A 13,376-nucleotide genomic window follows, 5' to 3' on the forward strand; every position below is an offset into this window, starting at 1 on the left:
GTCTGCACCAGCCGCAGTGCCTGCACCCGCAGGCTCTCCGCCGCCGCCGCGCTTTCCTCCACCAGCGCGGCGTTCTGCTGCGTGACCTGGTCCATCTGACCGACGGCTTCACCCACATGGCACACGCCGGCACTTTGCTCCGTGCTGGCCGCGCTGATCTCGACCATGATGTCGGTCACACGCTTGATCGAGTTGACCACTTCCGTCATCGTGGCACCGGCCTGATCGACCAGCGCTGTGCCCTGCTCGACACGCTGCACGCTCGCTCCGATCAGGCTCTTGATCTCCTTGGCGGCGTTCGCCGATCGACCGGCCAGGCTGCGCACCTCGCTGGCGACGACCGCGAAGCCGCGGCCCTGCTCGCCGGCGCGCGCCGCTTCCACCGCTGCGTTCAAGGCGAGGATGTTGGTCTGAAAAGCGATGCCGTCGATGACGCCGATGATGTCGGCAATCTTCTTCGAGMCGGCGTTGATCGCCTTCATGGTGTCGACGACCTGGCCGACCACTTCGCCGCCCTTGATGGCGATGACGCTGGCGCCCTGCGCGAGTGCGTTGGCCTCGCTGGCGTTGTCGGCGTTCTGCTTGACGGTGGCGCTGAGTTGCTCCATCGAAGCTGCGGTCTCCTCGAGCGCCGAGGCCTGCTCCTCGGTGCGCTGGCTCAGGTCGTTGTTGCCCTGGGCGATCTGTGCCGATGCGGTGGCGACCGCTTCGGAGTTCTCGCGCACGCCGGCCACCACGCGGGACAGGCTCTCCTGCATCTCCCGCAGGCGCGCCAGCAGGCTGGTCGTGTCGCCTGGCCTGTGGTTRTTCATGGCTGCGCCCCATGCGAGCGAAGGTCTCCTCAGGGCTCCTTGCCATCACCGGTGCGCGCGCCCCGGGGCGCTTCGCCCAGGATCCGCGCGACGGCCTGCCGCAGTTCCTCGTTCTCGAAGGGTTTGGCCAGCGCGCCATGCGCGCCCAGCTCGAGCGCCTGCTGCAGACGTTGCTCGCTCTCGCCGGAAACGACGAGCACCTTCAGCGGAAACGGCGGCGGCTGCTCGCGCAGGAAGCGCAGGACGCCGAAGCCGTCGATGCCGGGCATCTGGAGGTCCAGGGTCATCAGGTGCGGCTTGAAGACGTGCAGCATCGACCCCGCCAGGAAGCCGTCGCTCGCGGTGGCCACCTCGAAGCCTTCGCGCTTGAGCGCCCGCTTGATCGCGCTGGCCATCGCGGCTTCGTCGTCGACCACCAGGATGCGTTTGGCTTGCCCGGGCATGTCATCGGGATCAGGAATGCCATGCACGCTCATGAACCGGCGCAGTTCGGTCGCGAGGACGCGATAGTCGCCACGGCCAGGCAACCGATAGGCCTGCAGCTCGTTGCGCTCGATCCATCGAATCACCGTCCGAAAGCTCACGCCGCATATCCGCGCAGCTTCACTACTCGTCAAAGTCTCATTCACGGCGGCTGCTCCTGATTTGTTGCTGTCAGATTAGGGCCGTGTGTCACGTTAGTCAACAACGTGGCGTGCGCCTGATTTCACGAAAGAGCCGGCAGTGGTGGGGTGGCGACTGGCCCTGCGGCTTGTCGCTGCGCGCCGCTTGGCGTTGATCGGCGGCCGGCGGTGTTCACGAGCCAGCCAACCGCATCCCCATACGGTTGGCCCTCGCCGAGCACCGCGGCAAGCGTGAAGGAACGGGCGGGTCGAACGAGCAGCAGCCGCTCTGACGGCGTGATGAGCGCCGCTCAGAGCGGTGAGCGGGAATCCGGCATGCCCGAGAGGGCGTTCCGCGCGTTGGCTTGCCTCTCGCCCTCTCAGCCCGCCGCCAGCGCCCGCCCGATCAGGATCTTCTGCACCTCGCTCGTGCCCTCGTAGATCTGCGTCACCCGCACATCGCGGTAGATGCGCTCGACCGGGAAGTCACTGAGGTAGCCATAGCCGCCGTGGATCTGGATGGCCTCGGAGCAGACCTTCTCGGCCATCTCGCTGGCGAACAGCTTGGCCATGGCCGCCTCCTTCAGGCAGGGTCGGCCGGCATCCTTCAGGCTGGCGGCATGCCAGATCAACTGGCGCGCCGCCTCGATCTGCGTGGCCATGTCAGCCAGCTTGAACTGCACCGCCTGGTGGTTGAAGATGGGCTGGCCAAAGGTGACCCGGTCCTTGCTGTAGCGCAGTGCCGCCTCAAAGGCCGCGCGCGCCATGCCGACCGATTGCGAGGCGATGCCGATGCGCCCGCCCTCCAGGCCCGACAGGGCGATCTTCAGGCCCTGGCCTTCATCGCCCAGGCGGTTGGCAGCCGGCACGCGGCAGTTCTCGAACAGGATCTGGGCCGTGTCGCTGCTGTGCTGGCCCATCTTCTCCTCGATGCGCGCGACCTGGTAGCCGGGTGTATTGGTCGGGACGACGAAAGCGCTGATGCCCTTCTTGCCAGCGGCCTTGTCGGTCACCGCCATGACGATGGCGACATCGCCGTGCTTGCCGCTGGTGATGAACTGCTTGACGCCGTTGAGCACATAGTCATCGCCATCGCGGACGGCCGTCGTGCGCAGGCCGCCAGCTTCCGAGCCGACATGAGGCTCGGTCAGGCAGAAGGCGCCCAGCATGTCGCCGCGCGCCAGGGGTTTGAGGAAGCGCTCCTTCTGCTCGTCGTTGGCAAAGCCCATCAGGATGGAGCAGACCGGGCAGTTGTTGACGCTGACCACGGTACTGGTGCCGCCGTCACCCGCGCCGATCTCTTCGAGGATGACGGCCAGCGCCAGATAGTCCAGGCCCGCGCCGTCCCATTCGGTCGGCACGGCAACCCCATAGCAGCCCAGGGCCGCCAGGCCCTTCAACTGCTCGGCGGGGAAATGGTGGCTCTTGTCCCAGGCCGCGGCATGGGGGGCGATCTCGGCCTGCACGAAGGCGCGGATGGCGTCTTGCACGGCGAGGTGGTCTTCGGTAAGAAGCATGGTGCTCAACCTGTTGGATTGGATGAGCCATTGTCGAGGCTGCGTCAGCCGGAGCGCAGCGGGAAGCGCAAGGGCGCCGCATGCGCCGCCTCGACTTCGCCCCGCCAGGTGCGGACGGTCAGCGCGTCGCCTTCAAGGCTCAGGCGCTCGCGAACGCCGGTGTCCAGCGTCTGGCGCTGCCACCAGCCCGGGCGCTCCGCGACGGGCAGCGCGTTCAGCTGCTGGCTGAGGTCGAGCGCGGCCTGGGACAGCACCAGGTCGGCCTGGCGCAAGGCATAGCTTTCGAAGGCAGGTCGGCCGACCTCCACCAACACGTGGCCGACCGTGTTGCGCCAGCGCAGGAAGCGCCACCAGGAGGCGTCGGGCTCCGGCTTGCTGCGCACCTGCCGCGCCAACGCGGGGCCCTGCAGCTGACCGAAGGACCGCATGTCGGCCAACCAGTAGGCGCTCATGGCCTGTATCGTCAGCTGCGGCAGATAGCCCAGGCTGTGCCGGCTGGCCCAGGCCTGCGGCGGATTGGGTTCCATGTCGAACATCTGGTCGCCATGCGCGCTCAGGTCGGCAACCGTCTCGCGCTGGAAATGCGACTCCGCTGCCATCCACAGGCGCGGCTGCAGCAGGCGTGCCGGCAGCGGGGCTCGCCAAGCAGCCGGCAGCACCGCGCCTGCCGGCTGGCGCGCCGCCCACTGCACCAACAACTGCTGGTGCCGCATGGCCGTGGCCCAACCGACAGCCTGGCCGAGCAAGGTCTGGGAGCCGGAGGCGAAGAGGCGCAGCAGCGCATCCGCCCTTGCCCAGGACGGCTCCGCGCGCTGTGCATCCGGCGCGAGCACGGCTTCGATCTGCAACCAGCGCATGCAATGGGTCACGCCTCCGAACTGCGGCAGCGCCAGGGCTTCGAAGGACGCGCTGCCGGGTGGGCGGGGCCGACGCACCGGTGCCGGCTCCTGGAAGCTGGGCCTGGCTGCCAGCGCCTTGCAACGTTCGCCGAACAGGCTGGCATTGGCCATCTGCGCCTTCAGCCCCGCCGCGGCGGTACGCCAGCGGGCCACGCAATCCTCCTTGGCGGCGTTGCAGTTCCAGTCCTCCCCCGATGGCAGCGCCAGCAGCCCGGCTTCGCCGCTGACCTCACCACGCCAGCTGCGCTGCCCCCAGGCATTCGGCGCCTCGCCCTGCGGCGCGCGCAGCCCCTGGGCGTCGAAGAAGGCGTTGTCCTGCGGCGCCAGCGTCACCGCCTGCGGCAGCAGCTCCGGGGGTACCGGCTGAGGGTCGGCATCCGCCCAGCGACCATTGCAGGCCAGCCAGGCAATGCCCAGCAGCAGCAGCAACGCCATCGGACCGAGCACGATCCACAGCAACACCTTGAACCCACGGCGCATCGACAAGCTCCCATGAAGACGGCGCAGCTTAGGCAGCAGCGGTCGCGGTAGCAGTAAAGGACCGAAGGGAATATTCCCTCGGTCGCCCTCCGGCGGTTTTCGGAGCGGCGTTCACCCTGTTTGCCCGCTGCCGCCGTAGAAGCAGAGGCCCTGTGTTCGCCAGCTTCACGCTGACGAACACGGTGCACTCGCCGACGATGCCGGTTTGGGCAAGGTGTTGTCGGTGCCGCCTGGCTTGCCCGTCCCGGACACCTTCTTATGCCCTCTGCCATGACGCTTCGCTCGCTGCTCACCCTGCTGACCCTGGTGGCCTCGGCCGCTTTCGCGCTCAGCCCTCCGCCACCGCCGCCCAAGCCCCTGCCCCCGGTAGCGCCGCCCATGCCGCGCTTCATCGCGCCCGAGGCCGGCGAGCCGCTGACGCTGCAGCGCGTGCAGGTGCAGGCCACGCTGGCCGGCACCCAGGCGCAGACGCGCATCGAGCTCGTCGTGCACAACCCCAACCCGCGCCAGCTGGAAGCCACGCTGGAATTCCCGCTCGATGCCGGCCAGAGCGTCGTCGGCTTTGCGCTGGACATCCGCGGCGAGATGGTCAGCGCCGTGCCCGTGCCCAAGGACAAGGGCCGCCAGGTGTTCGACGACATCTCGCGCCGTCGCGTCGACCCGGCCCTGCTCGAGCGCACCGCCGGCAACAACTTCAAGCTGCGCATCTATCCGGTGCCGCCCAACGGCGAGCGGCGCGTCATGCTGCAACTGGCCGAGACGCTGCAGCCCGACCCGCAGGGGCGCATGCAGTACCGCCTGCCCTTGAACTTCGGCCAGCCGATGGGCCAGTTCGAGGGTCGCTTCGACCTGCGTGGCGGCAAGCCGCAGGTGAGCGGCGCATTGGCCGGCGTCGAGACTTTCTCCCGTGGCGACGAGACGTCGCTGCGGCTGCAGCGCCGCAACTGGCAGCCGCGCGAGGCGCTGGCTCTGAGCTGGACCGGCAGCGGCGGCGACAGCGTCATCGTGCAGGAACATCTTGGCCAGGTCTATGCCTACGCGGAGATCGCCGCCGCCGAGGGCACGCGTGGCGCCACCCGCCTGCCTCGCGAACTCAACCTCGTCTGGGATGCCTCCGGCTCCGGCGCTGAGCGCGACCATGCGCGCGAGTTCGCCCTGCTCGATGCCCTCTTCTCCGCCGCCCGCGACGTGCGCGTGCACCTGACCGTGGCACGCGATGCCGCCGAGCCGGTGCGTGTTTTCGACGTGCGCGGTGGCGACTGGCAGCCCCTGCGCCGCACCCTGCAGCAGTTGCCGTACGACGGCGCCAGCAGCCCGGCCGCCTGGTATGCCGGCCTGGCCGCCGCGCCCCCCGGCAGCGGCACGATGAGCCTGCTGTTCAGCGACGGCCTGGCCACCTGGCCCGACCTCGGCGGCCTGCCACCCGCCGGCCCCGTGTTCACGGTGAATGCCGCCAGCCGGGCCGACCTGCCACGACTGCGCCGCCTCGCCGAGGCCGGCGGTGCACGCCTGCTGGACCTGACCCGGATGGGCACCGCGTCCGCCTTCACCGCGCTGACAAGGCCCGGCCTGCAGGTACTGGACGTGAAAGGCGACGGCGTCGAGGGCATCGAGGACGTCGTCATCGAATCCCTGCACCCCGAGAACGGCCGCCTCGCCATCGCGACTCGCCTGACAGTGGTCACCGGCCGCCTCCTCGTCACCCTCATCGATGGCCAGGGGCGGCGCAGCCAGCGCCGCATCGAGCTGAAGGCGCCGACCGAGAGCCCTCCGTCCGACGAGGCCACGCTGCCGCTGGCAGCGCGGCGCTGGGCCGAGCTGCGCATCGCCGAGCTGTCGGCCGAGCAGCAACGCAACCGCGCCCAGATCCGGCGTCTGGGCGAGCAGTTCCGCCTGCTCAGCGCCGAGACCTCGCTGATCGTGCTCGACGAGCTGGCCGACTATGTGCGCTACGAGATCGCGCCCCCCACGGCCACCCTGCGCGCGGCCTACCGGCAGAGCCTGGCCCAGCGCGGCGCCACGCGCCAGGCCGACCGCGAAAGGCATATCGACAGCCTCGTGCAGCGCTTCAAGCAGCGCCAGGCCTGGTGGGCCCAGGAGTTCCCGCGGGGGCCCGTCGAGACGCCGCCCATCGCCGTGGCCGAGACCCGGCCGGCAGCGCCTGCGCCGGTCCGCCCATCGATCGCGCAGCCAGCGGCCCCCATCGCCCTGCGAGAGCCGCCGCCAGCACCCGCCGCAGCGCCGGCACCGCCGCCTCTCGCGCAGATGTTGGCTCCCTCAGCTGCGCCCGCGCTCGAATCCGTGTCCGTGGCGGGATTGCGCCGCGCCCGCGAAGAGGACGCCGGCACCACGGCCGCCCCGGCCAGCATCGCGCTGAGAGCCTGGGAGCCCAATGCCGCCTACGCACGCCGCCTGCGCGAGGCCAGCGACGCCGAGCGCTATGCCATCTACCTCGACGAGCGGCCCGGCTATCTGTCCAGCACCGCCTTCTTCATCGACGCGGCCGAGATCTTCTTCGCCAAGGGCCAGCAGGCACTGGCCGTGCGCGTGCTGTCCAACCTCGCCGAGATGGAGCTGGAGAACCGCCACATCCTGCGCATCCTGGCCTACCGGCTGCAGCAGGCCGGCCAGACCCCCCTGGCCGTGCCGCTGCTGGAGCGCGTGCGCGAACTGGCACCGGACGAGCCGCAGTCCTCGCGCGACCTCGCCCTGGCCCTCGCCGCCACCCAGCCCCAGCGCGCGCTGGACCTGTTGTGGGACGTGGCCAGCCGGCCCTGGGACGGGCGTTTTGCCGACATCGACCTGATTGCGCTGACCGAGCTCAATGCCCTGGCCGCCCGGACGCCCAAGCCGGACCTGTCGCGTGTCGACGCGCGCCTGCGCCAAAACCTGCCGCTGGACCTGCGCGCTGTGCTGACCTGGGACGCCGACAACACCGACATCGACCTCTGGGTGACCGACCCCGACGGCGAGAAGGCCTACTACGCCCACCGCCTGACCCGCCAGGGCGGCGCGATGTCGCGCGACTTCACTGGCGGCTACGGCCCCGAGGAGTTCTCGCTGCGCCGCGCCAAGCCGGGCCGCTACGAGGTGCGCGTCCAGTTCTATGGCCACAGCCAGCAGCTGGTGTCGCCCTACACGACGCTGATGCTGTGGCTGGCCACCGGCTTCGGCACCGGCGCGCAGAAGGACGAACGCGTCGTGCTTCGCCTGTCGGGCCGGGGTGACCAGGTGCTGGTGGGCAGCTTCGAGGTGGAGGGACGGGCTGGTGGCGCAGCGAAGTAACGACCGGTTTGCTCTGACCACTCGGCGCATGACACCCCTGCCGAGGCAGAACAGAAGGCAACGTCCTACGTCCTGAGGTTCCCGCGCCGGCAGCGTCTGGGCATACTCGGACACGGTGAGTCACGCTTCCGCCTCCACCCCAGCCGCCGTGCTGCCGCACGGTGCGCGCCGCGTGGCCTGGCTGCTGATCGGCATGGCGGCGTTGCTCGCGGTGCTGGGGCTGTATGCCATCACGGCGCTGTCGGCCGCACGGGCCTACGTCGCTGGCGAAAGCCAATGGTCACGTGCGCAGAAGAGCGCGACGCTGGCCCTGGTGCTCTATCTGCAATCCGGCGACGAGGCGCAGTACGAAGCGTTCGAGCGCGAGATCGCCGTGCCCCTGAACGCCAGGCGTGCACGCGAGGCCATGGACGGAGGTGGCGCCCATGACGAAGAGGCCCGCCAGGGCTTCATCGAATCGCGCAACCATGCCGACGACACGTCCGGCCTGATCCGGCTCTACCGCTGCTGCCGCGGCCTGCCCTATATGGCCGAGTCGGTCGCCATCTGGCGCGAGGCCGACGAGCTGATCACCGAGATGACCGCGCTGGCCCACCAGGCCCGCGAACTGCCTCCCGAGGCCCGTGCCGCGCTGCAGCCCCGCGTGCTGGCGCTGGATGCGCGGCTGACACCGATGGAGCAGCGCTTCTCGGCCAGCCTCGGGCTGGCGTCGCGCATCACGGCGGCGGCACTGATCGGCATGCTGATGGTCTGCGCCCTGCTGTTCGGCCTGACCGCCGCTGGCCTCGTGATGCGGCGCGCCCGCGAGGACCAGGGCACCCACCAGGCCGTGCAGCGCAGCGAGGCGCTGTTCCGCTCGCTGTGGGAGACCAGCATCGACGGCGCCGTCATCATCGATGCCGGCAGCAGCATCCGTTTCGCCAATCCCGCCATCCACGCGCTGCTCGGCCATGAACCGGGCAGCCTCAACGGCCAGCCGCTGGCGACCTTGCAGCCCGAGGCCCTGCGGGCGCAGCACGTCGCTGGCCTGGCCCGCCACATGGCGACCGGAGAAAAACGCCTGGACTGGCGCGGCGTTGAGACGCTGGCCCGACATGCCGATGGCCGGGATCTGCCGGTGGAGATCCGTTTCGCGCGCTTCGAGCTCGACGGCGAGACGCTGTTCGTCGGCTTCGTGCACGACATCTCGGAACGCAAGGCCGCCGAGCGGGTGGCCGCCGAGCACCTGAGGCTGCAGGAGGCTGACCGGCTCAAGTCCGAGTTCCTGGCGCGCATGAGTCATGAGCTGCGCACGCCACTGAATGCCATCCTCGGCTTCACCGACCTGATCCACGGTGGCCGCAGCGGCCCGGTCAACGCCGAGCAGAAACGCCAGCTCGGTTTCGTCGCCAGCTCCGGCCGCCACCTGCTGGCCCTCATCAACGACCTGCTGGAGTTGTCGCGCATCGAGGCCGGGCGCATGGACCTCCACATCGAACCGATCGACATCGCCGAGATCGCCGCCGATGTGGCGGGCCAGTTGCGCCCGCTGGCCGAACCCCGGGGCCTGGTGTTGAAGCTGGCCATGGCCCCGTCGCTGCCCTGGCGTGGGGACCGCCGCAAGCTGACCCAGGTGCTGATCAACCTGGTGGGCAATGCCATCAAGTTCTCCGAGCAAGGTGACATCGAGATCCAGGCCTGGCAAGACGGCGAGCGCCTGGTCCTGAGCGTCAGGGATCACGGCCCCGGCATCCCCGAGGCGCATCGAGCCCTGCTCTTCCAGCCCTTCCGCCAGCTCGAAGGCGGCGTCGCCCATGCCCAGGAGGGCACGGGGCTGGGCCTCTATCTGAGCGCCCAGCTGCTGGCCGGCATGCAGGGTCGCATCCGCCACGAGCCTGCCGAAGGTGGGGGCTCGCGCTTCATCATCGAGATGGACGCGCTATGAGGCCCCTCGCCCGGTCTCGCCCTGCTGAACGCAGGCGCGCCCGATCGGTCCCCCAAGGGGACGGCGATGCTAGCCGGTTCGACCGGCAAGCACATCGCCAGCGCGGGCCGGCTTGGGAGCGGCCCGGCACTCGGCCCGCAAGGCTCCGGCGGCACATGGGGAGCGCCTGACATGGCCAACACGCCGCGAGTGCTGCTGGTCGAGGACAACGCGGCCAACGCCTATCTCGCGCGCTACGTGCTGGAGGCCGCCGGCTTCGAGGTCGACTGGGMGGCCAATGGTCAGCTTGGCCTGGAAGCTGCCGCCGCGCGCCGGCCCGACATCATCCTGATGGACCTGCGCATGCCGGTTCTCGACGGCTACGAGGCCACGCGCCGACTGAAGGCCGATCCGTCGCTGCGCGACGTGCCCGTGCTGGCGATGAGCGCCCAGGCCATGCCCGAGGAGCGCGCCCGAGCGCTGGCGGCCGGCTGCGCCGCCCATATCGGCAAACCCATCGATGTGACCACGCTCGCGGACGAAATCAGGCCCTGGCTGCCTTGACGAGCAGCGTGCCACGCCCGACTACGCAAGGGTGGGCGTTGCGCACGGTCGCCCGCCCATCGACGAGGGCCAGCCAGCCACCGAGCGTCGCATTCCATTCCACGCTGGCCACGCGCCAGTGCAGCAGCAGCTCTTGCTCGGCGAACACCGGCGCCTTGAAGGCGAAATTGAAGTTCAGGCACAGCAGCTCGCGATCCGCGCCGTCATCGCCGCGCGAGAAGTGGCTGGCGACGAGGCCGATCATCTGCGCCGTCGTCTGCTGGCCGCTGGCGATGATCTCGCCGTGCCGTGCCCGCTGGGCCGCCTGCACATCGTGGTGCAGGGGGTTGGAGTCGCCGGTCAGGCGGGCAAAAGCGGCGATGTCCTCACGCGTGAAGCGGATGTGACGTTCGCAGGTTTCCCCGGCACGGATCAGGCTGGTCGTTTCGGCTTCTGCGAGGGTTGTGTCCATGGGTCGAGACCTTAGCGCAATCCGCCGGGCCGCCGCGCCGCCAATAAAGGGGACTCACCAGTCCAATCGTTGCCCGTCGTAATTGAAGAAACTGCCCGTATCCGCCGGTTTCACGCTGGCCAGCACGGTACGCATGCCGGCGATGCTGGTCGACGCGTCGATGTCGGCGCCCGAGCCGCCCATGTCGGTGCGCACCCAGCCGGGGTGGAAGCTGATGACGGTGGCCTTGCCTGCCAGGGTCAGCGCGGCATCTTTCATGACGGAGTTCACCGCCGCCTTGGAAGCCCGGTAGAGCCAGCCGCTGGTGCTGGCGCGCGAGCCGATGGAGCCCATCTTGGAGGAGAGGATGGCCACGCGGGCACCCGGCGCCAGCGCCTCGGCAATCTGCGGCAGCAGGCGCATCGGACCCAGCACATTGGTGTGCATGACGGCGTCGAAATCGACCTCCGTTGGCGTCTCCAGGCCCGTGGTGCTGGGGCCGTAGACGCCGGCGTTGATGACGACGACGTCGAAGCTCTCGCCGTCGATGAGCCAGGCCAGGCCGGACACGCTGGCGGYGTCCGCCACGTCCAGCTTCAGTGCGCGCGCACCATGGGCATGCAGGCGCTCCAGCGCAGCTTCATCGCGGGCCGTGGCTGTGATGCGCGCGCCGGCCGCACGGTATTGGCGCACGAACTCGAGGCCCAGGCCGCGCGAGGCGCCGATGATGAGGACATTCATGGTTTGGTGAGGGCGAGCTTGGCGGCCAGCAGCGTGAAGAGGCTCGCACCCCCGAGGTTGAGGCCGCGCCCCACCCAGGGTCGCGGTCTGGAACGGCGCAGCGGTGCGACGAGGGCGATCAGTGCCAGCAGGAAGAGCAGACCCTGCACGATGAACCAGCCGCCCAGGAACAGGAAAGAAAGCGTCTTGCTCGGTGCGTCGGCCGCGATGAACTGCGGCAGCAGCGCAAGGAAGAACAGCGCGACCTTGGGATTCAGCGCGTTCGTGAAGAAGCCCTGGCGCACCGTGCGCCACAGCGACTGCGGGGCGCTGACTTCGGCCGCGGCCGACGCCGGACGCAGCCCGGCCCGGGCCATGCCCCATGCCACATAGAGCAGATACGCCGCACCCACGAGCTTGACGATCGTGAAGGCCTCGGCCGACGTGGCCAGCAGCGCCGCCAGGCCAAAGGCCGCGGCCAGCGAATGCAGCACGCAGCCCGCCATGATGCCGACCGCCGCCGCCACGCCCTGGCGCCAGCCGCCACGCAGCGTGCTGGCGACCGTGTAGGCCATGTCGACGCCGGGCGTCGCATTCAGCACGAAGACGGTGGCGGCAAACAGCGCCAGATCGTGGGTACCCAGCATCAGAGCATCTCCACCGCCAGCGCCGTCGCTTCACCGCCACCAATGCACAACGCCGCCATGCCCTTCTTGAKCCCACGGGCCTTCAGCGCGCCCAGCAGTGTGACGACGATGCGCGCACCGCTGGCGCCGATGGGGTGGCCCAGTGCCACGGCACCGCCGTTGACGTTGACGATGTCGTGGGGCAGCTTGAAGTCGGCCATCGCGGCCATGGTGACGGCGGCGAAGGCTTCATTGACTTCCCACAGATCCACCTGGCCCGCCTGCCAGCCGGCCTTGGCCAGCGCCTTCTGGATGGCGCCGGCCGGCGCAGTGCTGAACCATTCCGGCGCCTGGGCGTGCACGGCATGGCTGACGATGCGGGCGATCGGTGCCAGGCCGCGGGCCTTGGCCGTGCTCTCGCGCATCAGTACCAGCGCCGCGGCGCCGTCGGAGATGCTGGACGAGGTGGCGGCGGTGATGGCACCGTCCTTCTTGAAAGCGGGCTTGAGCGACGGGATCTTGTCGAGCTTGGCCTTGAAGGGCTGCTCGTCGAACTTGATGACGGTGTCGCCCTTGGCAGAGCTCAGCGTCACGGGGGCCATCTCCCAGCCGAAGGCGCCGCTCTCGTTGGCGGCCTTGGCACGCTGGGTGGAGGTGATGGCGTACTGGTCCATGGCTTCGCGTGTGAAGCTGTACTTGGCCACGCACTGTTCGGCGAACACGCCCATGGCCTTGCCGCGCTCATAGGCGTCTTCCAGGCCGTCCAGGGCCATGTGGTCGTACATCTGGGCCACGCCGTACTTGACGCCCTTGCGCGCGAACATCAGGTGCGGCGCATTGGTCATGCTCTCCATGCCGCCGGCCACCATGACCTCGGCCGAGCCGGCTGCCAGCATGTCGTGGGCAAACATCATGGTGCGCATGCCGGAGCCGCACATCTTGCTCAGCGTGACGGCGCCGGCCGAATCGGGCAGGCCGGCCTTGCGCACGGCCTGGCGGGCGGGCGCCTGGCCCTGGCCGGCCATCAGGCAGTTACCCATCAGCACTTCATCGACCGAGTCGCCCGGCACGCCGGCGCGCTCGACGGCCGCCTTGATGGCAATGGCGCCCAGCTCCCAGCCGGCCAGGCCGGCGAAATCACCCAGCAGGCCGCCGATGGGGGTGCGGGCGGCGGAAACAATGACGATCGGGTCGGACATGGCTGTACTCCGTTGGTAACTCAGATGCGCCATTCTGACGCGATCAATTGACGTGCGCGTCAATTGCCGCGCAATGCCAGGGTCAATCGGTTGGGCTTGGGGCCTGGCGCCAGGCCGTGGCCGGCGCGCTGCCGCATTCAACCGGGCGGATGTCGGGTTCCAGCCGCCGCACGGCCTGGCACAACTGGCGCCAGAAGGCGCGCGTCCAGTCCGGGTGGCGCTGGGCGAACTGCGGCGAGGCTGGCGCGAAATAGGGCAGCTTGGCCACGCCGGGCGCCCATTCGACGACCTCGGCGCGCTGCTCGGGTGTGAGCACCTCGCGGGTGCTCAGCAGCAGGT

11 protein-coding genes and 1 pseudogene are annotated in these 13,376 nt (G+C 69.6%); 3 read left to right on the top strand and 9 right to left on the bottom strand.

Going from position 1 to position 13,376, the window contains the following annotated elements; all coding sequences use genetic code 11:
- From AC1DU6_RS08170 to AC1DU6_RS08185, 4 genes and pseudogenes are all read right to left on the bottom strand, one after another.
- Window positions 1-791, bottom strand: a pseudogene (locus tag AC1DU6_RS08170) (methyl-accepting chemotaxis protein); the annotation flags it as partial.
- 50 nt (window positions 792-841) lie between these two features.
- Window positions 842-1,441, bottom strand: a complete 600-nt coding sequence (locus AC1DU6_RS08175; RefSeq protein ID WP_477856622.1) for a response regulator — start codon at window positions 1,439-1,441, stop codon at window positions 842-844.
- A gap of 353 nt (window positions 1,442-1,794) precedes the next feature.
- On the bottom strand, window positions 1,795-2,931 hold the full coding sequence (locus AC1DU6_RS08180; protein ID WP_457323760.1) for an acyl-CoA dehydrogenase family protein: 1,137 nt from the start codon (window positions 2,929-2,931) through the stop codon (window positions 1,795-1,797).
- 44 nt (window positions 2,932-2,975) lie between these two features.
- Entirely contained in the window at window positions 2,976-4,310 is a 1,335-nt protein-coding gene (locus AC1DU6_RS08185; protein ID WP_477856624.1) for a hypothetical protein, read from the bottom strand.
- Between the two features lie 270 nt (window positions 4,311-4,580).
- Between AC1DU6_RS08185 and AC1DU6_RS08190 the strand changes: the two genes are divergently transcribed.
- From AC1DU6_RS08190 to AC1DU6_RS08200, 3 genes are all read left to right on the top strand, one after another.
- Entirely contained in the window at window positions 4,581-7,595 is a 3,015-nt protein-coding gene (locus tag AC1DU6_RS08190) for a VIT domain-containing protein (protein ID WP_457323758.1), read from the top strand.
- 115 nt (window positions 7,596-7,710) lie between these two features.
- Window positions 7,711-9,519, top strand: a complete 1,809-nt coding sequence (locus tag AC1DU6_RS08195; RefSeq protein WP_477856627.1) for a PAS domain-containing sensor histidine kinase — start codon at window positions 7,711-7,713, stop codon at window positions 9,517-9,519.
- Window positions 9,520-9,690: 171 nt separating this feature from the next.
- Entirely contained in the window at window positions 9,691-10,062 is a 372-nt protein-coding gene (locus tag AC1DU6_RS08200; protein ID WP_477856628.1) for a response regulator, read from the top strand.
- Here the strand turns inward: AC1DU6_RS08200 and AC1DU6_RS08205 are convergent.
- The 5 genes from AC1DU6_RS08205 to AC1DU6_RS08225 all read right to left on the bottom strand — a co-directional run.
- Window positions 10,043-10,513 (bottom strand): MaoC family dehydratase, encoded by a 471-nt coding sequence (locus AC1DU6_RS08205; RefSeq protein ID WP_056204884.1) that lies wholly within the window; start codon window positions 10,511-10,513, stop codon window positions 10,043-10,045. The two genes, AC1DU6_RS08200 and AC1DU6_RS08205, sit on opposite strands and share 20 nt — an antisense overlap.
- A gap of 54 nt (window positions 10,514-10,567) precedes the next feature.
- The gene (locus AC1DU6_RS08210; protein WP_477856631.1) at window positions 10,568-11,233 is read right to left on the bottom strand and encodes an SDR family oxidoreductase; all 666 of its coding nucleotides are present in this window, start codon (window positions 11,231-11,233) and stop codon (window positions 10,568-10,570) included.
- A complete protein-coding gene (locus tag AC1DU6_RS08215) occupies window positions 11,230-11,859 on the bottom strand; it encodes a LysE family translocator (protein WP_457324695.1) in 630 nt (209 codons plus the stop codon). The genes AC1DU6_RS08210 and AC1DU6_RS08215 overlap by 4 nt, the downstream gene beginning before the upstream one ends.
- On the bottom strand, window positions 11,859-13,037 hold the full coding sequence (locus tag AC1DU6_RS08220; RefSeq protein ID WP_477856633.1) for an acetyl-CoA C-acyltransferase: 1,179 nt from the start codon (window positions 13,035-13,037) through the stop codon (window positions 11,859-11,861). Before AC1DU6_RS08220 ends, AC1DU6_RS08215 begins: the two co-directional genes overlap by 1 nt.
- An 82-nt stretch (window positions 13,038-13,119) precedes the next feature.
- The coding region (locus tag AC1DU6_RS08225) for a hypothetical protein (RefSeq protein WP_477856635.1) at window positions 13,120-13,376 on the bottom strand (257 nt) is incomplete at its 5' end.

Source organism: Roseateles sp. P5_B10 (assembly GCF_056400485.1).